Origin of the sequence: Myxococcus dinghuensis, assembly GCF_024198235.1 — a bacterium.
Classification (GTDB): Bacteria; Myxococcota; Myxococcia; order Myxococcales; family Myxococcaceae; genus Myxococcus; species Myxococcus dinghuensis.
The window spans coordinates 84,779-108,494 of the sequence record NZ_JAKCFB010000024.1; the positions used below are offsets into that span (position 1 = coordinate 84,779).

At 71.2% G+C, this 23,716-nt stretch carries 22 protein-coding genes; 11 read left to right on the forward strand and 11 right to left on the reverse strand.

The features are described 5' to 3' along the window. Positions 1-123 precede the first annotated feature (123 nt). The gene (locus LZ198_RS27505) at positions 124-804 is read left to right on the forward strand and encodes a hypothetical protein (protein WP_253975045.1); all 681 of its coding nucleotides are present in this window, start codon (positions 124-126) and stop codon (positions 802-804) included. Positions 805-826: 22 nt separating this feature from the next. Here the strand turns inward: LZ198_RS27505 and LZ198_RS27510 are convergent, their stop codons facing one another. Continuing rightward, positions 827-3,322, reverse strand: coding sequence for a serine/threonine protein kinase (locus LZ198_RS27510; RefSeq protein WP_253975046.1), 2,496 nt, complete (start codon positions 3,320-3,322; stop codon positions 827-829). Positions 3,323-3,782: 460 nt separating this feature from the next. On the opposite strand from LZ198_RS27510, the gene LZ198_RS27515 reads away from it, so the two are divergent. Both LZ198_RS27515 and LZ198_RS27520 read left to right on the forward strand, forming a co-directional pair. After that, positions 3,783-5,516: a S8 family serine peptidase gene (locus LZ198_RS27515; RefSeq protein WP_253975047.1), complete on the forward strand. Its 1,734-nt coding sequence runs from the start codon at positions 3,783-3,785 to the stop codon at positions 5,514-5,516. A gap of 133 nt (positions 5,517-5,649) precedes the next feature. After that, positions 5,650-6,330, forward strand: a complete 681-nt coding sequence (locus LZ198_RS27520; RefSeq protein ID WP_253975048.1) for an outer membrane protein — start codon at positions 5,650-5,652, stop codon at positions 6,328-6,330. A 74-nt stretch (positions 6,331-6,404) separates the two neighbouring features. On the opposite strand, the gene LZ198_RS27525 is transcribed toward LZ198_RS27520, so the two are convergent. Further along, positions 6,405-6,866, reverse strand: coding sequence for a DUF2267 domain-containing protein (locus LZ198_RS27525; RefSeq protein WP_253975049.1), 462 nt, complete (start codon positions 6,864-6,866; stop codon positions 6,405-6,407). A 428-nt stretch (positions 6,867-7,294) separates the two neighbouring features. On the opposite strand from LZ198_RS27525, the gene LZ198_RS27530 reads away from it, so the two are divergent. Next, positions 7,295-7,702, forward strand: coding sequence for a hypothetical protein (locus LZ198_RS27530; protein WP_253975050.1), 408 nt, complete (start codon positions 7,295-7,297; stop codon positions 7,700-7,702). A gap of 121 nt (positions 7,703-7,823) precedes the next feature. Here the strand turns inward: LZ198_RS27530 and LZ198_RS27535 are convergent, their stop codons facing one another. From LZ198_RS27535 to LZ198_RS27550, 4 genes are all read right to left on the reverse strand, one after another. Beyond that, positions 7,824-9,218 (reverse strand): M24 family metallopeptidase, encoded by a 1,395-nt coding sequence (locus LZ198_RS27535; RefSeq protein ID WP_253975051.1) that lies wholly within the window; start codon positions 9,216-9,218, stop codon positions 7,824-7,826. Positions 9,219-9,648: 430 nt separating this feature from the next. Further along, entirely contained in the window at positions 9,649-10,020 is a 372-nt protein-coding gene (locus LZ198_RS27540; protein WP_253975052.1) for a hypothetical protein, read from the reverse strand. Positions 10,021-10,107: 87 nt separating this feature from the next. Beyond that, positions 10,108-11,349: a kelch repeat-containing protein gene (locus tag LZ198_RS27545; RefSeq protein ID WP_253975053.1), complete on the reverse strand. Its 1,242-nt coding sequence runs from the start codon at positions 11,347-11,349 to the stop codon at positions 10,108-10,110. A 159-nt stretch (positions 11,350-11,508) separates the two neighbouring features. Then, positions 11,509-11,835, reverse strand: coding sequence for a PRC-barrel domain-containing protein (locus LZ198_RS27550; RefSeq protein WP_253975054.1), 327 nt, complete (start codon positions 11,833-11,835; stop codon positions 11,509-11,511). A 221-nt stretch (positions 11,836-12,056) separates the two neighbouring features. Between LZ198_RS27550 and LZ198_RS27555 the strand changes: the two genes are divergently transcribed. Both LZ198_RS27555 and LZ198_RS27560 read left to right on the forward strand, forming a co-directional pair. Further along, positions 12,057-12,254, forward strand: coding sequence for a hypothetical protein (locus tag LZ198_RS27555; RefSeq protein WP_253975055.1), 198 nt, complete (start codon positions 12,057-12,059; stop codon positions 12,252-12,254). Positions 12,255-12,373: 119 nt separating this feature from the next. Beyond that, entirely contained in the window at positions 12,374-12,886 is a 513-nt protein-coding gene (locus tag LZ198_RS27560; RefSeq protein ID WP_253975056.1) for an aminoacyl-tRNA deacylase, read from the forward strand. A 7-nt stretch (positions 12,887-12,893) separates the two neighbouring features. On the opposite strand, the gene LZ198_RS27565 is transcribed toward LZ198_RS27560, so the two are convergent. Continuing rightward, entirely contained in the window at positions 12,894-13,907 is a 1,014-nt protein-coding gene (locus LZ198_RS27565) for an ABC transporter ATP-binding protein (protein ID WP_253975057.1), read from the reverse strand. Positions 13,908-14,385: 478 nt separating this feature from the next. Between LZ198_RS27565 and LZ198_RS27570 the strand changes: the two genes are divergently transcribed. Beyond that, positions 14,386-14,781 carry a hypothetical protein gene (locus tag LZ198_RS27570; protein ID WP_253975058.1) on the forward strand — a complete coding sequence of 132 codons (396 nt, stop codon included), beginning with the start codon at positions 14,386-14,388 and terminating at the stop codon, positions 14,779-14,781. A gap of 3 nt (positions 14,782-14,784) precedes the next feature. Further along, a complete protein-coding gene (locus tag LZ198_RS27575) occupies positions 14,785-15,243 on the forward strand; it encodes an SMI1/KNR4 family protein (protein ID WP_253975059.1) in 459 nt (152 codons plus the stop codon). Positions 15,244-15,361: 118 nt separating this feature from the next. Here LZ198_RS27575 and LZ198_RS27580 read toward each other — a convergent pair whose 3' ends face one another. Next, positions 15,362-17,017, reverse strand: coding sequence for an FAD-binding dehydrogenase (locus LZ198_RS27580; RefSeq protein ID WP_253975060.1), 1,656 nt, complete (start codon positions 17,015-17,017; stop codon positions 15,362-15,364). 270 nt (positions 17,018-17,287) lie between these two features. Here LZ198_RS27580 and LZ198_RS27585 point away from each other — a divergent pair, with 270 nt between their 5' ends. Then, the gene (locus LZ198_RS27585; RefSeq protein ID WP_253975061.1) at positions 17,288-18,646 is read left to right on the forward strand and encodes a KamA family radical SAM protein; all 1,359 of its coding nucleotides are present in this window, start codon (positions 17,288-17,290) and stop codon (positions 18,644-18,646) included. Positions 18,647-18,692: 46 nt separating this feature from the next. Here LZ198_RS27585 and LZ198_RS27590 read toward each other — a convergent pair whose 3' ends face one another. Beyond that, positions 18,693-19,025: a hypothetical protein gene (locus LZ198_RS27590; RefSeq protein ID WP_253975062.1), complete on the reverse strand. Its 333-nt coding sequence runs from the start codon at positions 19,023-19,025 to the stop codon at positions 18,693-18,695. Positions 19,026-19,201: 176 nt separating this feature from the next. Then, on the reverse strand, positions 19,202-19,711 hold the full coding sequence (locus LZ198_RS27595) for an ureidoglycolate lyase (RefSeq protein ID WP_253975063.1): 510 nt from the start codon (positions 19,709-19,711) through the stop codon (positions 19,202-19,204). A gap of 141 nt (positions 19,712-19,852) precedes the next feature. On the opposite strand from LZ198_RS27595, the gene LZ198_RS27600 reads away from it, so the two are divergent. Then, positions 19,853-20,206 carry a DUF2845 domain-containing protein gene (locus LZ198_RS27600; protein WP_253975064.1) on the forward strand — a complete coding sequence of 118 codons (354 nt, stop codon included), beginning with the start codon at positions 19,853-19,855 and terminating at the stop codon, positions 20,204-20,206. Between the two features lie 343 nt (positions 20,207-20,549). Then, positions 20,550-21,368, forward strand: a complete 819-nt coding sequence (locus tag LZ198_RS27605) for an alpha/beta fold hydrolase (protein WP_256559951.1) — start codon at positions 20,550-20,552, stop codon at positions 21,366-21,368. Here LZ198_RS27605 and LZ198_RS27610 read toward each other — a convergent pair. Then, positions 21,344-23,635 (reverse strand): HEAT repeat domain-containing protein, encoded by a 2,292-nt coding sequence (locus LZ198_RS27610; RefSeq protein ID WP_253975066.1) that lies wholly within the window; start codon positions 23,633-23,635, stop codon positions 21,344-21,346. The genes LZ198_RS27605 and LZ198_RS27610 overlap by 25 nt on opposite strands. Positions 23,636-23,716: the final 81 nt, after the last annotated feature.

Here is a 23,716-nt window from a genome sequence, read left to right on the forward strand (position 1 = left end):
ACCGCGTGAGGTGCATCCGCACCCCGCGGATGGCGGCTCGCGTCGTCCGCGGACACATGGTTCGCGAGCCCACTCCCCGCGTGGTCGCGCCGGTCTATGCTCCGCGCCCCGAAGAGAGGGTGGATGAGCGACGGGGCGTTGTTTTCGACGGACAGGGTGAGCACCGAGTCCCGCTACCAGTGGCGGCTGTGGGGCGCGGACGTGCTGGACATGGCGACGGCGGCGCTCGTCGGCTGGGCCGCGTTGCGGGGGCTGGAGCAGGAGCGGACGCCGGGGAAGATGGTGCTCGCCATGACACTGGCCTGGCTCGCGCTGTCCGTGGTGGGGGGGCTGACGGGCAGGACGCTATGGCGTCAGCTCCTGGGCGTGCGCCTGGTGCGCGGGGGACGTCCGCCCGGCGCGCTCCGGGGACTGGCCCGCGGGCTGACCACCCCGTTGGATCTGCTCCTGACCGCGGTGCTGCTGCGACGACCCTTCGACACCCGCCTGGAACTCTACGCGGAGCAGGCGGGCACCAGCACGCGCGCCTGGTTCAAGGGCCTGACGTGGCAGTTGCCCTGGCTGGGGGTGCTCGCGGGCACGGCGTGGCTGCTCGTCACGCCGACACGCGCGGAGATGCTCAAGTACCTGGGCCGGACGTTGACGGGGTGGCACTGCTGCCACGGGACACGGGACGTCACGTGGGAGTGCCGGACGTCGCTGGACCGCGTCGTGCGCAACGCCCGTTCGCATCCGGACGACGCGCAGCTCCAGGCCGTCGTGGCCGACTGTCCGGTGGCCACCCAGCGGTTGACGGCGAAGTGAGCCCCCTGGCGGGGGCCACTCCTCACCGCACGTTGGGCAGGTAGGCCTTCAGCTCGCCTTCCTTGCAGAAGACGCCCACCTCGTTGTTGCCCACCAGGAACTCCGCCCACGGGGCGAAGCTCGACACGATGCGCTCCGAGCCCTTGGGCAGGTCTCCCAGCCGTCCCCGCTGGCGCAGCCGCTTCACGACGTAGCAGTTGGTCCAGTTGATGGTGTCGGTGTTGCGCACGAGCACGTCGCGCTTGCTCAGGTGCCCCAGGCCCGTGGCCACGAGGACGACGCCCTGGAGGGCGCGCTTGGGCGGCGGCTTCGTCTCCGCCGGGGGCGCCTCGGGTGCCTCCTCCTCGCTCGAGTTGGCGACGACCGAGGCCGGCACGACGGCGAAGAGGGTGCCCTCGGCGGAGAGCGCATCCTCGTCGAGCCGGACCCTCGCCACCTCCAGCACCCGCATCGCCTTCCGCGTCCCCAGGCCGCCCGCCATGGGCAGCACCCGGGCCGTGCCCAGCAGCACCCGCTGGCCGCCCTTGTTCGGGGGCCCCACCACCTGGAGCACCGTCCCCGCCTCCAGGTGCGTGGCGAGCGGGCCCTTCACGACGACCCCGCCCGCGTCCTCCAACACCGGCAGCACGGAGGACGCGGCGGGCGTGACGTAGGTCACGGACGCGGTCTCCGCCGCCTTGGTGACAGGGGGCTTGGGCGCCTTCGACGTCGTGGGGCGCTTGGGGGTGACGGGGTCCTTCGTGGCGACCTTGTCCGGCTCGGTGGGCTTCTCGGGAGGAGGCGTCGGCTCGGGCGGCTTCGGGGTGTCCGCGACGACGGGCGGCGGAGCGGGCTGCTTCGGGGGCTCGCTCGGCGGGGTCGGAGTGGGAGTCCCCCCCGAGACCGGCGGCGTCCCGGGCGCGGTCGCGCCGACCCCGCGCATCAAGTAGGCGGTGCCCGCCGCGGTGCCCGCCATCAGCAACAGGACACAGAGCGCCACGAGCGCGGTCCGGGAGCCCTTCTTCTCCTCCCGCCGGGGCGTGGGCACGGGAGCCACGTGGGAGGGGACCGCCGGCGCCACGCCGGACCCGGCCCCCTGCGCACCCACCGGAGCCACCCCGCCCGAGCGCGACGCGACCTCGCTCCCCGGCCGCATCATCGTCGGCTCGAAGCCACCGACCGTCCCCGCGTCCGACGGGGCGATGCCGCCCGAGCGCTGCGCGCCCTGCGCCGCGTCGCCGCCCGACCGCATCATCGTCGGCTCGAAGCCTCCCGGCGCGATGCCACCCGAGCGCGGCGCGCCCGGGGCCACGTCGCCACCCGACCGCATCATCGTCGGCTCGAAGCCTCCCGCCGCGGCGGCTGGCGGAGCGATGCCGCCCGAGCGGGGCTTGCCCGGCGCGGCCTCACCGCCCTGACGCATCAGCGTCGCGTCCGAGCCCGGCGCGTCGGCGCCCGGGGCCTGCGACGCGGGGCCCTGGGGTCCAGTACCGAACATCCCCGTGCCGGTGCCGGCGGCGGGCTGGACGTACGGCGTGGGCGTGCGGCGGTGGCTGGCGGAGGACGTCACCTTGGAGATGAGCTCGCGCTGCGTCGCGAAGGCCTCCGGACACAGGGAGCGGACGAACTGGCCCACCTCCTCCGCGCCCACGGCCGACCCCGAGCGGACCAGCTCCCCGTTGAGCGCCCGCGCCAGCTCGTCCGCGCGCCCGTAGCGCTCGTCCGGCTTGATGGCGAGCGCCCGGTGGACGACCGCGTCCAGCGAGGCGTCCACGTCCGGCCGCAGCGAGCCGAGCGCCGGCACCGTGGGCGACGACATGGCCGCCATCATCTCGCCCACCGTCCCGTGCGGGATGAGCGACCGGCCGGCCAGCATCTCCCAGACCACCACCCCGCACGAGTAGATGTCGCTGCGGTGGTCGAGCGGCTCGGCCCGCACCTGCTCCGGGGACATGTAGCCCAGCTTCCCCATCACCGTGGACGGCAGCGTGTACTTGCTGCGGGCGGCGGACTTGGCGAGGCCGAAGTCGATGACCTTCACCTCGCCCTCGTAGGACACCATGACGTTGTGCGGGGACACGTCGCGGTGGACGATGCCCAGCGGCGTGCCGTCCGGCCCCGCCTTGCGGTGCGCGTACCCCAGCCCCTCCGCCATGCGTTGACCGAGGAACAGCGCCACCGGCACCGGCACCGCCACGCCCTGCACGCGCGACTGCTCGAGCAGGTACGCCAGGTCCACGCCGGCCACGTACTCCAACGCCATGTAGTACGTGCCCTCGGCCTCGCCCATGTCGTACACCTGGGCGATGGACGAGTGGACCAGGTGCACCAGCACCTTGGCCTCGTGGTGGAAGCGGTCCAGGAACTGCCGGTCCTTCAGCAGCGACGGGAGGATGGTCTTGACGATGCACGGCTTCTCGAAGCCGGCCGCGCCGCTGATCTTCGCCAGGAAGACCTCCCCCATGCCCCCCTGGCCCAGGGGGTGGACGAGCTCGTAGCGCCCGAGGAAGCGGGAGGTCTCTGTAGGTGCGGTGCTCATTGGCTTCTCCTGGCAGCGAAGCACCCGGACACACACGGAATCAAGCAGCCGGGGACACTCTCCCTCCTGTCAGACACCGCACACCCGTCCCAAGGCAAAGCCCGCCCCCCGGGACCAGGCCGTCAGGGGCTCGCAAGCCCCCGGGTCCCCCCTCCCGAAGAGGTCGCGCGCCCCCCTCCAGGCAGGGTGGGGACCGGGTGCGGCGTGGGCCCACTCCCCGCGCGGAGTGGGTGACGGGGGCTGGCGGGAGGACATGAGGCGGCTGGGGTGGTCGCTCCTCGGGAGCCAGTTTGGAACACCCGGACAACACCGGATGTGAACCCGCGCACCTCCGAGCGCCGGGCGCGCGCCGCCGACATTGCCGTGGGGGGGAGGGATGCACTCCCTGGGAGGACACCGGGGTGCGCGCCGTCGCGGCCGCGCCGGGTGGCGCCCTGTTCGTGATGGAAGGAAGTGGCTCATGAAGCGCTGGGGACTCATGGGGCTCGTGGCACTGGTGTCGTGCATGCCGGACGGACCGACGACTCCGGAGGCACTGGAGCACATCTGCCCCGGTGTCACCGCGGGCGAGCTTCCCGAGGCGACGCTCGCGATGAGCCCACCGGCCGCGCGCGGGGAAGAGGGTCGCGAGCGCTTCATCGTCCGCTATCGGAAGGACGCGCGGGTGGCGGCCTCCTCCCGCGTGCAGGCGCTGGGCGGACGGGTGACGGCGGCGTTCCGCACCGTGCCGGCGGTGGCCGCGCGGCTGACGTCCCGCGAGCGGCAGGCGCTGGCGGCGGACCCCACGGTGGAGGCCATCGAGCCGGACGAGGAGCTGCGCGCCCTGGGCCCCGCGACCCTGCCCGCGCTGGCGTTCGCGGGCGCGGCGAGCCGGGGCACCGTCCAGGGGGAGTACACGGACGGCCTGCGCCAGGTGCAGGCGAACGCGGTGTGGGACCGGGACAACGACGGCGTGCTGGACCCGGGCGCGCCCACGGGCACGGGCGTGAAGGTGTGCATCATCGACAGCGGCATCGACCCGGACCACCCGGAGCTGCGGGAAGCCATGGTGGCGGGCCGGGACCTGCTGGACGGGGACGACATCCCCACGGATTCGGGGAGCGAGCGCTGGGGCACGGGCCACGGCACCCACGTGGCGGGCATCATCGGCGCGAGGCCGGGCCATGGCGGCATGGGGCCGCCGGTGCTCGACGAGCGCGGGGTGATGGGCGTGGCCCCGGGCTCGGAGCTCATCGTCGTGCGCGTGCTGGACCTCTACGGCCGCACGCACATGAGCCTGGTCATGCTCGCCCTGGAGTACTGCCAGGAGCAGGGCGCGAAGGTGACGTCGCTGTCCCTGGGCGGAGGCCTGGGCACGCCCACCACGCGCGAGGCGTTCAAGGCGGCTCTCGAGCACGGGATGCTGGTGGTGGCCGCGTCGGGCAACGACGGCGGCAACCTGGTGTCCTATCCGGCGTCGGACCCGTCGGTGCTGGCGGTGGGCGCGGTGGACGCGCAGAACCGCCGCGCCTTCTTCTCCTCGGGCGGGTCGAGCATGGGGCTGGTGGCGCCGGGCGTGGACGTGCTGTCCACCTTCCCCCGCGCGCTGGGCGCCTTCGCCTCGCTGGAGGTGGGCGAGACGCAGCCCCTCTCCCGCTCGCTGCTGTACGGCCCCAAGGGGGACACCACCGGCGCGCTGGTGGACTGTGGCACGGGAGAGACGCTGGACTCGTGTGGCGAGGGCGGCAGTTGTGACGGCTTCATCGCCTACGTGCGGCCCAGCCCCACGCCCGCCGACCACATCATGGTCAACGTGATGATGCAGGGCGCGCGCGCGGTCATCTTCGGCAACGACACCGTCGAGAGCACCGTGGAGATCCTCGCCGTGCCGCAGCGCGGCCAGTGGGTGCCCGCGGTGACCATCAGCCAGCCGGGCAGCTCGCTCCTGGGGCGGATGCTCGGGTCCACCGCCAAGGTGAGCGTGAACGCGGCCGACTACGCGTACATGTCCGGCACGTCCATGTCCACGCCGTACGTCAGCGGCGTGGCGGCCCTGCTGTTCAGCGCGGTGCCCACGGCCACGCCCGAGGAAGTGAAGCGCGCGATGCTGTCCACCGCCAAGGACCTGGGCCCCAACGGCTTCGACGACGGCTACGGCCACGGCCTGGTGCAGGCGCGCGCGGCGCTCGAGGCCCTGGCCGGCCCCAGGCCCTGAGCGGGGCCCCGCCCCACCTTCCGGGGCGGGAGGGCCGAGGGGGCGGTCTCCTCCTGCCGCGACGGCGGAACATTGTCGCGCCGCGGCGCGGACGCCACGTTGCCTTCCGGACGCTCGGGAAAGGAGTCCGGCAATGAAGGCATTCGTGCGGATCGCGGGGTGCGTGGCGACGGTGTGGGGATGCGCGGCGGTGGCCGAGGAGGACTACCGGCCCAGCGCGCAGCGCGCCACCCGGGAGGACATCGAGCCGCTCCAGGTGCAGTCCACGAAGGAGCGGGACCAGGCGGACCTGGGGCTCTACGCGCAGTTGGGCGGCGGCGTGGAGGGCTACACCGGCCAGCTCAACCCGGAGACGGGCGCGGGCTTCGCCTATGGCGCCGCCGTGGGCTACCGCCCCATGCCGTACCTCGCGGTGGAGCTGGGCTACCAGGGCAGCATCAACACCCTGGACGTCCCGGGCCGCTCGGTGAACATCGACCGGGGCGTGGACCTGGTGCGCAACGGCGGCCAGGCGCTGGTGCTCGGCAACTTCACCGACGCCAGGCTGCAGCCCTACGCGGTGACGGGCATCGGCGTGGACGACTACAACGTCCGGCACAACAGCGTGGGCGAGCGCTTCGGCTACCACGACGACACCGCCGGCTACGTGCCCGCGGGCCTCGGCCTGCGCTACCAGGTGGGCAAGCTCGTCACCGCCGACGCGCGCGTCAGCTACAACTTCCTGTTCGACCAGGACTTCGCGCCCACCGCGGCCAAGCCGGACTGGATGGACGGCCGCTACATCGCCACGCTCCAGGTCGGCGGCACCTACTGAGATGCGGGCGCCCGGAAGACAGGACGGCGTCCGGACGCGGGGAGCCCGGACGCCCTCCAGGTCAGGTCGCGACCTCAGAAGGGCCGGTCGACGCCCAGGCGCGCCGCGGCCCACGTGCCCTGCAGCCACCGGGGAAGCTGGCTCTCGACCTTGCGCGCCTCCTGGTCCGTCACCTGCGTGCGCAGCGCGGCGAACACGCCGTGCAGCACCAGGCGCATGTTCTCCGGCTCGGCGTTCAGGTGGTTGGCCAGTTGCAGGTAGAAGTCGTCGCGGTCCACCTTCTCCCCCCGCGCCGCGCCCTCGTGACGGGGGCAGACGTCCATCAGGTCGCGCACGTCCTCCGGAAGCTGCTCGCGCAACTGCCGCAGCAGCCCCTCCGACAGCAACCCCGACAAGCCGCAGAGCACCGCTTCGACGGCCTTGTCCGCTTCGTAGTCGGGGAGTTGGGCGGACACGGCCTCCAGGAAGGACTTGCGGTCCGTCCCCACGCCGAGCCCCGACCACGACTGCGTCGTCTCCTGCCTCTGCATCGCCATGGCGCGTCTCCTCTCTGGTGGTCTCGCGCCTTCACCGTGGGGGTCGCCGGGACGTGTCGCAGCAGGCGACCCGGCTGCGTCATGGCCGCATGCTCCGCGCTGCGTCCGGTTCCGGCATGCATTCCCGGAATCGGCACGAACGCCCGCTTGTGGGACGCGCGGCGGGGACGGGGCCGTGCCCCATGTCTGTCTTTGATTCGAGCGATGAAGCCCACTCATCGAGAGAGCACTGGCGGTGTCACCTTCGGGGACGAGCTGTCACGAACCACACGAAGCGTCGCGCCTCGTGCTCGGAATCCGGCACTGCGCGCGCGGAAGGAATGGGTGGAATGAAATCCCATCGCAATTGTAGTGAGCGCGCGCCGTAGGTCGTCCGTGAGGCGACCGAGCCGCCTTCCTTTTATCCCCCAAGAATCGAGGACTCTTCCATGTATCGCATCGCCGTTGCCGCCCTGATTCTCGCCGCCACTGGTTGTGCCACGACGAGCGGCGGTGGTCGTGAGGGCAACGCCACTGTCGCGGGCGTCATCAAGCTGCCGCAGAGCGGCCTGTCCCAGGCGGAGAACGCCTGCGACCAGCTGAAGGTCATCGTCGCGCACCCGGGTTCGCCCACGGACGCGCTCGGTCACGCCATGGTGAAGACGAGCCGCGGTGGTCGCTGCTCGTTCACGGTTTCCGGCGTTCCGAGCAACACGGACCTGCAGGTGAGCGCGGTCTCCGACGCCACGCTGAAGTGCGACAGCGGCGCGGCGCCGACCATCACCCCGGAGCCGTCCACCATCAAGATGAACAGCTACACCACGGGCACGCGCGACTTCACGGTCAACTGCGGCTGAGCCCGGCGGTTCATCGAATCCCAACACCGCACGGGGCCTCCGCTCGTCTGCCGAGCGGAGGAAGCCCTCCCCGCCCCTGACGCATCGCCAGGGCACGGGGAGGGTGCGCGCGCGGGAGGGTTCAGCGCACCAGGTGGAGGTCCGTCTGGCGCTTCCAGGCCCAGTGCACGGTGCCCTGGGCGTCGAGGACGACGTCCTCCTCGAGCGCGAAGCGCACGCGCTGGCCGTTCCATTCGGGCACGGGGCTGGTGGCCTGCAGCTCGATGGAGAACCACTCGTTGGGCATGACGGTGTGGTCGCCGTTGCCGGGCACGCCCTCCTGGCGATCCCACAGGCCGACCATGGGTCCGGCGCCGTGGCCGTGCAGGCCGATGGGGTGTGAGTAGACGGTGCCGTCGATGCCGGCGTCGGTCATGCGCTGACGGGAGGTGCGCAGCACCTCGTTGCCGGTGCGGCCGGGGCGCAGCTCCTCGAAGACGATGTCCTGGAGCCGGTTGGAGGTGGCGAGCGCGGCCTTGAGTCCGGCGGGCGCGTCCGTCTCGCCCTCGCGCAGGACGTAGCCCATGTGCTGGGTGTCCGTGTTGAGGCGCAGCGCGGTGACGCCGAAGTCACAGTGGAGCACGTCGCCGCGTTCGATGATGGGATTGTCCCCGAGCGACGCCTCGGTGGCGCCCTGGCGCTGCACCTCCACGGAGGGCTGGAACCAGGTGTCGAGCCCCAGGTCGGTGAGGCGCTGGCGCATCCACCACTCCACGTCCTGGACGCGGGTCACCCCGGGCGTGATGACCTGGCGGGAGAAGGCCGTCCCGATGATGTCCCAGGCGAGCTTCGTCTCGTCCTCGAAGAAGCGGACCTCGTCGGGGACGCGCCAGGCGAGCAGGTCGACGGCGAGCCCCTCTGCCGGCTTGAAGCGCTGCGTCCACGGGGGGCCGAGCGCCTCGGCCATGCCCTCGTATTCCCCGTGCGAGAGGCCGTCCGCGAAGGCGAAGGTGCGCGAGACGTCGATGGCGATGCTCCGGGGCTGACGCTCCTCGATGACCTGCTTGAGGACGAGCCACTGGTCGGGGCCCCAGAGTTCGGCCTGACGGTTCGCGCCGCCGCGGTCGACCTGGCGCTCGGAGCGGCGGGGGACGAACACGCCGCCCTGGGAGCCGCCGCCGAGCGCGAGCCGCTCCACGCCCTTCTCGGGTCCCCGGTCGAAGAACACGTAGATGGTGCGGCGGCGCGCGGCGAAGGTGGTGGGGGCCGCGAGCGCCTTGAAGACGGGGTCCTCGTTGTACTCGCGCATGGGGATGACCCACATGTCGACGCCGGAGCGGCGCATGAGCTGGGGAATCGCCGTGTCCAGGCGCTCGCGGAGCCAGGCCTGCTGGCGTTCGGCCTGCTCCCGCAGGGTGCCGAAGGGGCGCGCGGGTGACTTCGCCGGGACGGCGGGGGACTCCGGCGTCTGCGTGGACACGGAGGCGCATGCGGTGGACAGCATGAGCGGCGCGAGGAGGCGGAGGCGGGTTCGCATGACCGGGCAGTGTGGCACGCACCCGGCAGGTCGTCGCGCCACGCGAGCCTCATGGGCGCGCGGGGGCTTCGGGGGTTGCGCGGCTTCCGGCGCGCGAGCGCTCAGGGAGTCGTGGGGGATTTCGCGCGCGGGCTGAGCTTGCGCGCGTCGCGGAAGCCGTCGCTCACCACCTGGATGGCGTTCTTCAACACGTCGACCGGGCCGACCCCCGGGGCGGACAGCCACTCCGAGCGCTGGCCCTGCTCGATGTGCAGTGGGCAGTACCCATCCCCGTCCGGGTCACCTGGAACGGGAGGGGACGTCCCACGACGATGCGCGCGAGGACCTGGGCCCCGGCTTCGGTCTCGTAGGACCAGACGTCCTCGGCGATCGGGTCGTCGATGGAGGTGAGCTGGGGCAATCCGATGGACCTCTCCGTCACGCCTCGCGCTCAGGGCACGCCCGCGCAAGCGCTGTTGTCGACACCGCAGGCCGCGTCGATTCTGGCGACGTCGGGAGCCTGCTCGCACCCGCTCGCGAGCGCCACGTCCAGCGCCTCCGTGCGCGTGCGCATGCACCGCACGCAGCCGGACTTCGCGCCGTCGAGCCCGTCGTCCAGGTCGCGCTCCAGCGCCGCGTACGCATCGAGGAGCGCCACCACGCAGTCCTCGTGAGGGGTCGTCGCGCCCTCACAGCGCTCGGCATACGCGCACATCGTGGCGGAGGCCCGCTCGGACCACTCGGAGAAGGAGCGCTGCGTCTCCCCTTCCCCACCACATCCTCCGAGCCCCAGGAGCACCACCGCGAACACGAACCGTCCCATGCCCGCATCTGACCTGGACGCGGGCTCGACGTCATCTCCACCGTCGCCCGGCCACCCTCGCCCGCCCGGTGCTCCGGCTCGGCGTGCTCACCGGCGCGGCAGGCCCACGGCGACCGGCGTGCCCACCTCGTCGCCACAACCCGGCGAGACACATCCCTCCGCCACACAGGCGCCGCACGACAGCATCCCGCCACAGCCATCCGTCACCGCGCCGCAGGCCCCCGCGCGGGCCTCGCACGTCACCGGGACACACCCACCCGGGACGTACCGCTCGCTCTCCACGAGCATCCCCTCCGCCTCGTTCGCGCCACCGGCCAGCAACACCGCGCCGTCCGGCAGGAGCCACGCCCCCGGCATCCCACGCGGGTCCGTCAACGCGGGCGCGGCCTTCCACGCCCCCGTCTCCGGCTCGAAGCGCTCCACCGACGCGAGCGCGCCCGTCGTGTAGTGCTCGCCGCCCAGCACGAGCACCGCGCCATCCTCCGTCACCACCGCCGCGTGGTGCTCGCGCGGAACGGACGGCGCGGCGACCAGCGACCACAGCCCCGTCACCACGTCGTACACCTCCGCCGTGCTCGCCGCGCGCGCCGTGCCGCCCCCCACCACCAGCACGCGCCCGTCCGGCAGCAGCGTCACCGAGTGCCCCGACCGATGCGTCCCCGCCGCGCCCCCCGCGGGCCCGGCCTTCTCCCACGCCCCCGTGGCCACGTCATACAGCTCCGCCTGGAGCCCACTGGCGAAGAGCGCCTTCCCATTGGGGAGCATCACCGCCGTCCCCGCGCCACCTCGCACGAAGCCCGGCGCGGCGGCCCGCGTCCACGCGCCCGTGACGGGGTCGAACAGCTCCGCCGAGCGCAGCGGACGACGGTCCACGTCCGTCCCGCCCGCCACCAGCACGCGCCCGTCCGGCAGCAGCACCGCCGCCGGGTCGTTGCGCGCCTCGCTCATCGGCGCCACCAGCGTCCACACGCCCGTCTCCGGCGCGTACACCTCCGCGTCCGACATCGCGCCCATCGCCACGCCGTGCGTCCCCCCCACCGCGAGCACCCGCCCGTCCGTCAGTCGCACCACCGCGTGGTTGCGCCGGGGCATCCGCATCGACCCCGTCGCGCTCCACAGCCCCGTCTCCGGCGTGAAGACCTCGCAGCTCGACAACGTGCGGTGACCATCATGGCCTCCCGACGCCAGCACGCGCCCGTCCGACAGCGTGACGAAGGGCAGCAGCTTGCGGGGTGTCGCCAGCGTCCCTGGCGCCGCCGCGCGGGATGGGTCCACCTCGTCCGCGCGCGGACCGGAGCTGCAGGAGAACACGAGCGCAAAGAGCGCCACGGCAATACACGAGGTCGAAACGCGTCGCATGAAGGCCACCCGGCTGGCTGTTCGAGGAGGCACCGTGTAGCCCGACGGTCTGACATTTCCGGGGGGTCCGACCTGAGTGATTCCGAACGCTTGAAAGGGCCCGCGGGTCGCGGCCGCGAGCGTCGGCGCTCAGTGGCGCGCGGGCTCCACATCCGGGAGGGAGGACGCGTTGACGGGCTCGGTGTCCATGCCGCGCGAGTGGCGTGGAGGCAGCGCGCCGCCGTCGTCATCCACCTCCAGGTGGAGCAACGGGTGGTCCGCCTGCACCAGGAACACGACGTCCGCCTTGACGAAGTCCACGTCGCGGTACTCCACCAGGTAGTCCTTGCGTGGAATGGGCACCAGCCCCTGCTCCAGCTCGAAGTGGATGTCTCCGACCGCGGCGACGCGCCCGACCTTGCGCCCGTCGGACGTCCGCACCGTCATGCCCTCTCGCACCGCACCGGCCTGGACCATCGCCGCCTCCTCGTGGCTCGTCGGGAGCCCGGCGCATCCGGGGCCCCTCTCGAAGAACCTGCGAGCGACCTCGGACGCTGCCATCCGGTGACGAGGGACCGGACAGACGGGCCCTCGCTCACGGGAGACCCGGGCGGGCCCGCGGGCGACGGGGCGGGAATCCGGCCCACGCGCGGCGGACCCGGCGGGGGGTGCCTAACGTTCGCCGCAGGAGGTGACCCATGCTGCTGGAGCTGTCGGCGGTGGAAGCACGGGAGCTGAAGCAGGCGCTGGACACGGCGCTGCACGAGCTGCTCGACGAGATTGCCCACACGGACACGGATGCCTTCCGCACGATGCTGCGCGAGCGGTACGAGCGGCTGGAGCCGCTGGCCCGACGGTTGGAGTCGTCGCTCGAGGACAGCCAGGTCTACGCCTGAGCGACCGTCGTCGCGGGCCGCCTCCCGGGCGGCCATGCGAGGCACGGGAGGTGCTTGGGCGCGGTGGCGCCTGGGCGGCGCGGGACCACCTTCACGGCGAGCACCGGAGGAGGCCCGCCATGATTCCGCAGCGCATCATCCAATACCTGGAGCGCAGCCGTGTTCCCTTCGACCGCCGGCCGCACCCCAAGGCCATCACCGCGCAGGCGCTCGCCGCGTCCCTGCACGTCAGCGGCTTCGAGGTGGCGAAGACCGTCATGCTGCAGGCCCGGGACCGGCTCTGGATGTGCGTGGTGAGCGCGGCGGACACGGTGAACCTGGACCGCTTCTCCCGGCTGACGGGCGCCTCCCAGCTACGGCTCGCGGAGGAGTCCGAGTTCGCGCACCTCTTCCCCGAATGCGAGATAGGCGCCGAGCCGCCCTTCGGCCTGCTCTATGGCCTGCCGGTGGTGGTGGACGCGCACCTGCGCGACGCCGGGCGGCTGTTGTTCCGCGCGGGTTCGCACGCCGAGGCGTTGGAGATGCGGTTCGACGACTTCATGAACCTGGAGGCGCCGCTGCTCGGCGACATCGTCCACGACCGGGCAGGACGGCGGGCCCCCGTGGACCTGGGCGTGGGCGCGCCCGCGTGACGCGCGGTCAGCGCGCCCGGCCCGACTGCGCGTCGAACCGCCGCAGCTTCGCGGGGTCGTAGCGGAGGCAGACGGGCGACCCCGTGGCGGCGCGGAAGTCTCCTGGCGCGCGCGCCACCAGGTGCTCGCCCGCCACGTCCACCGTCACCCAGGACTCGGGGCCCATGGGCTCCACCAGGTACACGCGGCCCGACAGCGCGCCCGCGACGTCCGACGAGGTGATGTCGAGCTGCTCCGGACGCAGCCCGAGCACCACGTCGTCGCCCTCCGGGAGCCCCAGCGTCCGGGGCTTCACCAGGTTGATGCGCGGCGAACCGAAGAAGCCGGCCACGAACAGGTTGGCGGGAGCGTCGTACAGCTCGCGGGGTGGGGCCACCTGCTGCACCTCGCCCTGGCTCATCACCACCACGCGGTCCGACAGCGTCATCGCCTCCGCCTGGTCGTGGGTGACGTAGATGAACGTGGCGGCGAGCCGCTCGTGGAGCTTCTTGATTTCGCCGCGCATCTGGGTGCGCAGGGCGGCGTCCAGGTTGGACAGGGGCTCGTCGAAGAGGAACACCTTGGGCCGGCGCACGAGGGCGCGCCCCAGGGCCACGCGCTGGCGCTGGCCGCCGGACAGCTCCTTCGGGCGGCGGGAGAGGAGGGACTCCAGGCCCAGCGTGGTGGCCACCTCGCGCACGCGCGCGTCGATGTCGGCGCGGGACATGCCGAGCACCTCCAGCGGGAAGGCGAGGTTCCGCGCCACGTCCATGTGCGGATAGAGGGCGTAGCTCTGGAACACCATGGCGATGTCCCGCTCCTTCGGGGACAGGTCGTTCACCACGGCGCCGTCGATGCGCAGCGTGCCGCCGGACAGGTCCTCCAGCCCGGCGATGAGGTTGAGCGTGGTGGACTTGCCGCAGCCGGACGGCCCCACGAGCGAGACGAACTCGCCGTCCGCGACCCGCAGCGTGACGCCCTTCACCGCCACCACGCCCCCCCGGTACACCTTGCGCACGTCCTCCAGGGACACGGTCGCCACGCGGCTAGACCTCCCCGCCCGTGCGCGCCCACGCCCACCACGCGCCTGTCGTCGTCACCCCCGGTGTCGTCCACATGGGACCGAGCATCCCCCGCTGGTGGAGCGCGGCAAGGCCGACGTCACACGCGCGTGGACTCGCGGACATCTGGCGCGCCGGCGCGTGTCCTCTCACCGTGACCCTACCTCACGAGGATGAACTCCGGCGACCTACCCTCCAAATCGGAACTGGCGATATCCTTGCCCCTGCATGGCTTCCTTCCGTCTCGCCTTGGTGGTCGTCACGATTTGCACAATGGCCTGTGGCTCCGCGACTGTCGGCTCCACGGGCCCGCCTGCCAGCGCGAAATGGGTCGGGCCACCGGTGTCGACACCTGATGGTGGGACGGTGCGCTACGCGCTCTATTACGGACCCTGGCAATGCAATGAGCGCTGGCTGTCACGTTGCCAGCGACGATGCGCAACCGAAGGACGCGCCCTGATGGGCTGCATCTGGTTGGCGGACATCAAGGGAGACTGGGTGGGACGCTGGGCCGCGCTGCCGGCAGAGGCCGGCACCCGCTACGCGCTGACACACTGTTGCTGCGACTATGCGACCACGGACCCCGCGCCTGGACGGCGACAATGGGACAATGCACGTGACGCGTTCCGCCGCGACTGGGTCGAGGAGTTCGGTGCATGGCCGCAGACCGGGGCGCGCAACTGGCCCGGTCACCACATCCGCGACCTTGCCCATGGAGGGCACCCCACGGACCCGCACAACATCTTCCCCGTCCCCGATGCGGTGCACACCGTCATCAACAACGCCTATCCCCAGTGCTACACACGTGGCAGCAGGTGGAGCGCCGTCGGGCTCGACAGGCCCTACAGCGACTGAGCCATGACGCCACTCGATGAACTGCTGGATATCGTGGTGCGCGAGCACTTCCCGCACGCCCCCGCGTCTGAGCAAGAAATCTCGGACTTCGAGGCGCGCGCGGGTTGGCGCCTCGGCCCGGAGTTGCACGCATTCTATCGGCGGAGCAACGGCGCGGAGCTGTTCGTACCGCTCCCAGACGCACGGTACTCCATCCTCTCACTGGCAGAGCTTCAACGTGCTCGTGTGAGGATGCGGGGCATCGATGACGACTCGATGGGGCCCGCCAGTTGGTGGACGTTGGTGGACTGCCAGGACAGCGACTTCATCCTCGTGAACGTCGCGCGTCCCGCCCCCTATCCGATGCTCGACGCGTTCCACGAAACCTACCCAAGCGTCCGGCAGGTCGCGGCATCGTTCCAGGAGTTCCTCACCCGCGCCCTCGCGAGCAACAACCGCCTCTACTGGCTCGCCGACCAATAGCGCTGCACCCATCAGCCATGTCGCGGCCCCGAGCCAACGGACCGACCACATGACCCCGAACTCCTAATCCAGCCACGAAATTAGTACCAGATTGGTAGTTCGTGCCCGCGCCTCCGCCCTACACCGCCCCGGCCGCCGCGCGGCCCGCCGCGCGCCCGGAGAAGATGCAGCCCCCGAGGAAGGTGCCCTCCAGCGCGCGGTAGCCGTGCACGCCACCACCGCCGAAGCCCGCGACCTCGCCGGCCGCGTAGAGCCCGGGGACCACCTGCCCGTTCGCGCCGAACACCCGCGCGGACAGGTCCGTCTCGAACCCGCCCAGCGTCTTGCGCGTGAGGATGTTCAACTTCACGCCGATGAGCGGCCCCGCCTCCGGGTCCAGGATGCGATGCGGCTTCGCCGTCCGCACCAGCTGGTCTCCGCGATAGGACCGCGCCTGCCGGATGGCGGCGATCTGCAGGTCCTTGCCGAACGGATTGTCCAACTGCCTGTCGCGCGCGACCACCTCCCGCTCCACCGTCGCGAAGTCGAGCAGCGGCGTCTCCGTCTTCGCGTTCATCCCCTCCACCAGCTTGCGCAGGTCGTTGGCCACGACGAAGTCGACCCCGTGCTCCTTGAACGCCTCCACCGGCCCCATCGCCTTCTTGCCCACCGCCCGGTTGAGCACCCCGCGCCAGTCCTTGTTCGTCAGGTCCGGGTTCTGCTCCGACCCGGAGAGCGCGAACTCCTTCTTGATGATGCGCTGGTTCAACACGAACCACGTGTGCTCGTGCCCCGTCTTCAGGATGTACTCGAGCGTCCCCAGCGTGTCGAAGCCCGGGAACAGCGGCGGCGGCAGCCGCTTGCCCGTGGCGTCCAGCCACAGCGAGCTGGGCCCGGGCAGAATCCGGATGCCGTGCTGCGGCCAGATGGGGCTCCAGTTCCGCAACCCCTCCGTGTAGTGCCACATGCGGTCGCGGTTGATGAGCCGCGCGCCCGCCGCCTCGGTGATGGCGATCATCCGCCCGTCCACGTGCGCCGGCACGCCCTGCACCATGAACTTCGGCGCGGGCCCCATCCGCGCGGGCCAGCTCTTGCGCACCAGCTCGTGGTTGCCGCCGATGCCACCCGACGTGACGATGACCGCCGAGGCGCGCACCTCGAAGTCCCCCACCGTCTCCCGCGGCGAGCTCACGCCCCGAGGCACGTCCGTCGGCACCAGCTTCATGCCGCGCGCCCCCACCACGGCGCCGTCCTGCACGAGCAGCTCGTCCACGCGGTGGCGGAACAGGAACTCGAGCTTCCCCTGCGCCCGGGCCGCCTGCGCGCGGCGCACGAACGGCGCGAGCACGCCCGGCCCGGTGCCCCACGTCACGTGGAAGCGCGGCACCGAGTTGCCGTGCCCCACCGCGCCGTAGCCACCCCGCTCCGCCCAGCCCACCACGGGGAACCAGCGCATGCCCTGCGCGTGCAGCCACGGCCGCATCTCCCCCGCCGCGAACGCGACGAACGCCTCCGCCCATTGGCGCGGCCACCGGTCCTCCTCCCGGTCGAACCCCGCCGTCCCCATCCAGTCCTCGAGCGCCAGCGCGTGCGAGTCCTGGATGCCCATGCGCCGCTGCTCCGGCGAGTCCACCAGGAACAACCCACCGAACGACCAGAACGCCTGACCGCCCAGGTTCTGCTCCGCCTCCTGGTCCAGCACGATGACGCGCTTGCCCGCATCCGCCAGCTCCGTCGCGGCCACCAACCCCGCCAACCCTCCGCCCACGACGATGACATCCGCCTGCTGTCCCATTCGGATCCTCCGAGCTCGACGCGAGAGCGCGCGATGATAGGGGAACACCTCCCGCTGGCGAGGACCTGACCCCACCCGCCCGCCGACCCGCACCACATGTCTGGCTTCGACCTGCCGCGTCATCCGAGACGGGTGACGCCGCCCACGAGCCCATGGTAGTCCTGACCGCTCGTTACTTGGTGGTCAAACGGAACCCACCTCCTCGTCGCACGGGGTGACGGAGTGAGGGGTTCCGACGGGCCGCCCCCTGCCTGCCATTGGAGGAGCGGCGTGAGCGTGACAACCCACGCGGTGAAGCCCCTGTCCCCGGAGCCCCGCTACCGGGCGTACACGACCCGTCACCTGGAGGAGCTGACGACGCGGGCGGGCCTGTCCGCCGACGAGCGGCTCGCGGTGCAGGCGGTGGCGCAGGTCCTCCCCTTCCGGGCGAACAGCTACGTCGTCGACGAGCTCATCGACTGGGCGGCCGCGCCGGACGACCCCATGTACCGGCTGCTGTTCCCCCAGCCGGACATGCTGCCCGCCGAGGACGTGGCGCGCATCGCGGACCTGCTGCGCGCGGGCGCCTCCGCGCAGGCGCTGAACGCGGTGGTGCAGCCGCTGCGCGCCCGGCTCAATCCCCACCCGGCCGGGCAGATGGACCTCAACGTGCCCCGGCTGGCCAACGCGGAGCCGCTGCCGGGCCTGCAACACAAGTACGCGGAGACGGTGCTGTTCTTCCCCCAGCAGGGCCAGACGTGCCACGCGTACTGCACGTACTGCTTCCGCTGGGCGCAGTTCGTGGGGGACGCGGACCTGAAGTTCGCCTCGCGCGACATCGCGTCGTTGGTGGACTACGTGCGCTCGCACGAGGAGGTCACCAACGTGCTCCTCACCGGCGGCGACCCCATGGTGATGAACGAGCGGGTGCTCGCGCGCTACATCGAGCCGCTGCTGGACATCGAGCACCTGGAGGCCATCCGCATCGGGACGAAGTCGCTGGCGTGGTGGCCGCAGCGCTTCGTCAGCGACCCGGACGCGGACGACACGCTGCGCCTCTTCGAGCGCGTGGTGGCCGCCGGCAAGAACCTGGCGCTCATGGCCCACTTCTCCCATCCGAACGAGCTGGCCTCGCCCATGGTGCTGGAGGCGGTGCGGCGCATCCGCGCGACGGGCGCCGTCATCCGCACGCAGGCGCCGCTGATTCGCGGCATCAACGACGACGCGGCGACGTGGGAGCGCATGTGGCGCACGCACCTGCGCCACGGGATGGTGCCCTATTACATGTTCGTCGAGCGGGACACGGGCCCCCGGGACTACTTCGCGGTGCCGCTGGCCCGCGCGGTGGACATCTTCCGGAGCGCCTACCAGCGCGTGTCGGGCCTCGGGCGCACCGTGCGCGGGCCCTCCATGTCCGCCACGCCGGGCAAGGTCTGCGTGGACGGCGTCGCCGACATCGGCGGGGAGAAGGTCTTCGTGCTCCACTTCATCCAGGCGCGCAACCCGGAGTGGGTGGGCCGACCGTTCTTCGCGAAGTACGACGAGCAGGCCACGTGGCTGTTCGACCTGCGGCCCGCGCTCGGCGCCGACGCGTTCCCGTGGGAGACGGCCTCCACCAGCGGCGCGCACAACGACCTGCCGGTGGACTGACAGGTTGGCAGCGGGCCTCCGCGGTCCGCGCGCCAATCCGTCGCGTTCACGGGAACGTCCAGGTCAGCAGGAACCCGACGGTCCACATGCTGAGCGCCGTGACGGGAACCCACCACACCCCCGCCCCCACGTAGGTGAGGGTCAACCGGACCGGTGGCTTCTTCGCCGGGTTCGCCGGGTCGTCGGGAGGGAGGGTGCTGAAGACGTACGCCCCCATCCTCCGGATGGCCAGCACGGCCAGGACGCCCAACCCGCAGCCGAGGGCTCCGGCCAGCACATAGCGGGCGACACCGCCGCCTTGGATCTGGGCCGCCGCGGCCGCGCCCCCCATCGCGGCGGACCACGACATCAGCGTCAACATGTCCCACAGGCTCACCATCGAGGCCGCTCCCCGGAGTCCCGCGTCTCCCCACCTGGACACGGACGACGTCGCGACTCATTGCGAATCCGGGGCCAACGCGTCGGGTGGGGTTCCGAGTCCCGGGTGCGCGAGCCGGCGTCCAGGTCATGCCCGCATGGACATGGCGCGAGCCCGGGCAGCGCGGGCGTGGAGCCTCACCCCTCGACGCGCACGTGGCTCGCCGCGGCGAACTGCCGCACCACGCAGTCCCCCGCACTGCCGTCCTCCCACGCGAGCATGGCGAACTCCGCCGGCGCGTCGAGCGCGATGATGGGGTGGTGCCACACGCCCTGGTGGTAGTTCACGCCCTCCCCCGGCCCGCAGATGAACGCCTCCAGCCGCTCCACTTCCGGCCCCCCATCGAGCGCGGTGGGCGCGACACACACGAGGTAGCGCTCGCAGCGCATGGGCAGGAACGCCTGGCTCGAATGTGGGTGGTGCTCCAGCAGCTTCACCGTGAAGGGCAGCGCCTGGGGCACCGACCGGAACACCGCGAGGTTGGGCTTCGCGCCGTCGCGTCCGTTCTCCAATCTCGCGGACCAGTCGAACCGCACCGCCGTGCCCTGATTCGCCAGCGCACCGGGCGCCAGGCCCGCGGAGATGACATCGCCATACGGCGCGAAGCCCTCGGGTGACAGGGGGCGCGCGACCACGGTCCGAGGCATCTCCCGGAGCTCACTCATGCCCCGAAGCATAGCCGACCGCCCCGGGGCCGGAGGCGCCGACCCGGGAATCGCGCGGACACCGTGAATATCCGGCGGCGACCTCCGTCGTGCTCGCGTTCGACCCCCGCCCTGGAGTCTCTCGTGCGAATCCTCGCCGCCGCCCTCGCCCTCGCCGCCCTCGCCCTGCCCGCCCGTGGCGAAGCGGCCTCCCTCCGTTGTGGCAACAACCTCGCCTCGGACGGCAACTCCCCCTCCGAAGTCCGGTTCAAGTGCGGCGAGCCCATGTCGACGGCCCACCGCGAGGAGACGACCTCCACCCGGACGAAGGCCCGTCAGGGCGATGGCGAGAACAGCACCAGCCAGAGCACCACGACCTCGGTCACCATCCACATCGAGGAGTGGACCTACAACTTCGGCCCCAATCGATTGATGCAGGTCGTCACGTTCAAGGACGGCAAGCTGACGGACGTCCACAGCACGAGCTACGGCAAGTAGCGGACGCCGGGCGCGCTCCATTCACAGACATCCTCGCGTCCACGCCACGGCATGGCATCCTCCCGGCCCTGACGTGTCCGAAGACCGGTGTCTCCCTTTGCCCTGGATGGAGCGTCCCCCCGCGTGGGGACGGGCTCACGATGCGGCGTCTCGTCACGGTGACCCCGATGCGCTGGCGGAAGGAGGGGCCGCTCACAGTGCTCGTGCAGGACCTCACTTCGCGGTAGACCCGAGGACGAGGGCGACGAGCCTCCCACACACCACGGGGTCACCAGGAGAACCCTCCCCACCCGACCGCGCTTGCCGGCGTGAGGAAGCCACGTCGATGCCAAGAGCCCGTTCCATGACGACCTGGTTACATGGAGTCAGCGAAGCGAACGGCATCGACCTCCACTACGTCCGAACCGGGGGTGACCATCCACCCGTGGTCCTGCTCCATGGGTTGATGGGGAGCGGTGCGTGCTGGAGTCCCGTGGCGCGCGTGCTCGAAGCTGAATCCGACGTCGTCATGCCCGATGCCAGAGGGCACGGCGCTTCGAGCGCGCCGCGACACGGCTACCGGTACGACGACCACGCGAACGACGTCGTGGGACTCATCCGCGGCCTGGGGCTCGCGCGTCCGGTGCTGCTCGGCCACTCGATGGGCGGGATGACCGCCGCGGTGGTGGCGAGCAGAAGGACGGCGGGCCTCCGTGGCCTCGTGCTGGTCGACCCGACGTTCTTGAGCCCCGAGCGTCAACGCGAGGTTCACGACAGCGACGTCGCCGAGCAACACCGCCGGACCCTCGACCTCCCCAAGTCCAAGCTGGTTGCCCAGGCCCGAGCCCGAAGCCCGGGGCGCTCGCTCGAAATCATCGAGCACCTCGCCGAGGCGAGGCTGAAGACCCGCCTCGACGCCTTCGACGTCCTCACGCCGCCCAACCCCGAGTATCGCGACGTGATACGCGAGATCGACGTGCCCATCCTGCTCGTCATCGGGGACAGGAGTCCCGTCGTCACGCTCGAGATGGCAACGGAGCTGCGGAGCCTCAACCCGCGCGTGCGAATCGAACAGGTCCAGGATGCCTCGCACGGCCTGCCATACGACCAACCCGAGCACCTGGGCGCGGTAGCCGCGTCGTTCCTGCGTGAGCTGCCTCAGTTGAGGTCCACACCGGGATAGCCGGTCACCGGTCGACGGTGCCACCACCACATGTCGGTCACGTAGACCAACCTCATCCGCTTGGAGAGCGCACGCCCTTGGTCGTCGCGGGAGACCTTCCGGTACGCTGCGTCGGCGGCATCGACCAGGGCCTTGAGTTTGAACCCGAGTGGCTCGGGGCACTCTCGGACCGCGCGCTCCAACATGCTTCTACGAGTCAGGACCTGTTCGAACTCCTCGACGATCCACGGTATCGACTGCCCCTGCCCCGACGTGAAGAAGATCCAACTCCATAGCAACCCTTCGATAGAAAGAACGTCTGCCATCCCTTGTTCTTCGGAGCGCAGAGAGACCTGCTCCAACGCTGCTCGTTCGGCCTCGGAGAAAAGGGCATCCCACGGACCATTCTGCCTGGGTACTACCTCATGCGCCGGCATCTCCGTGTCCAGGACAGGCTCCGCCCTCATCGACGACACCGAGCGCGGCCATGCCTCATTCACGCGCCGCTTCCCCTCAATCCTCATGACACTTCGAGGGACGGGCATCGACCTCGTCACGGGCGAGGCCATGTCGTCGCAGTGAGGAGGAACCCCCTCCACGACGCGCCCTTCACGCCGTGCCAGGTGATACACGAGCTGGTCGTCCAGCAGTCGGGAGCCCTGTCCGCGCAGGCTCAGCTCCACGAGCACGGAGAGGTCCTCGTCGCCTCCAAGCCGTGAGAGCGCCAGGATGGCCTCCTCGACATCGGGAGCAGAACGCGGCGTGGCTCCGAAGAAGGGAACACCGCATCGCTCCCGCGAAGGCGCCTGGGCGAGGACCTCGCTGAAGACGGGCCGACTGCCCTCCCCATCCAACACGCCGAGCCAATGAATCGCCTGGGCGCGCAACCCCGGGTCGTCCGGCGTGAGCGCCAGCTCCCGGAGCGACGGGAGCCGTTCACGCTGCCCTTGCTGGACCAAGCCCGCCAGCGCCTGCAACCGGACCTCGGGATGCGAGGAGTTCGACAGCATCAGCAGCCGGTCGAACCAGCCGTCGCCAGACTCACCGAGCCCCACCAGTCCGGCGATGGCCAGGGCTTGCAGCGCCTCGTCCGAGCCCTTCAACACAGCCAGGAACAGAGGACGCGAATCCGGCTGCCGGGTCCGCCAGGCAAGGAGCAGGACGTCCGCGAGCAGCGGCGCATTGTCGGGGTAGCGCAGCGCGACGAGCGCCCAGCGGATGACCACGGCGGGGTCGTGGTCCCACAGGTGCTCGAGCAAGTGACACCGAACCCACGGCACCAATCCGACGTCACACAGCCCTCGGTACAACACGTGATGACGGGCCTCCCTCCACTCCCGCAGAACATCCAGCGCCCAGTTGAACGCGGGTGAGGGCCGATTCCTCCTCCGGGTCGAGAGGTACGCGAAGCTCCTGGCCCGGACCACGTGCCAGAGACGCTGGACCAGCTTGCCGTCGCCGAAGTGGGCTCGCAGGTCGTCCACGGACAGCATGAGCCCCTCCGCCGCCCGCTGACGCAGCTCGGGGCACGCCTCCATCAGTCGTGTCAGCTCGGCGCGTGACAGCCCCCAACACGGAGCGATGACGTTCCGCTCCAGCTCATGCGCGGACAGGTCCTGGCACCACTCCACCAGCAGCGCCCAGGCCTCGGGACGCGCGCGCTGGGCGAGCGCCACATCGAAGTTGCGCTGACCTCCCGAGCCACCCTGGTCCTCGAGAACGAAGCTGTCACTCCAATACCACCGCTCGAACAAGGCCTCTTCGAAAGCGGCGGGTTGAGGCACCCCGACACACGGGCGAAGGCACCGCGCCTGGTCTTCGTCGAGCCAGGCCAGGTTCAGCCGATGCCTCCTCGTCAACCCTCGCAATCCCTCCACGCGGCGCCGCTCCCGGGTCGTGATGAGGAGGCGCGCCCGGTCATCCGGCGTCAACTGCTCGAGCAATCCTTCCATCGTGGGCCCGAAGGCCTCGAGCCTCGCGAAGAGCAGGAGGTATTCGAGCGAGAGCCCCGTGGCGCCCGTCCGCGTGTGCTCCTCGTGGAGCTGGACGAACTCCTCCTGGGACAAGCGCAACCCCAGCTTCGACCCGACACGCAATGCCGTGTCTCGAAGCGCCTCATCCGCCTCCGAATCGAGGAGCAGGGCCTTCAAGAACGGGAGCCGCGCCTCATCACCGACGAGGCCGAGCAGCCAGAGCGCCCGGCACCTCGGCCCCACGGGTTCCGCGGGCGTCTCGTCGAACAGGGTACGCAACTGCGCGCGGAGACTCTCGCGCGAGGACCACTTCAACCTGGACTGCGCTGACACATGGCACGCCGACTTGGGTCCGGCTGGCGAGACCGACCGCGAACACGCGGGGAGGCCCTCAAG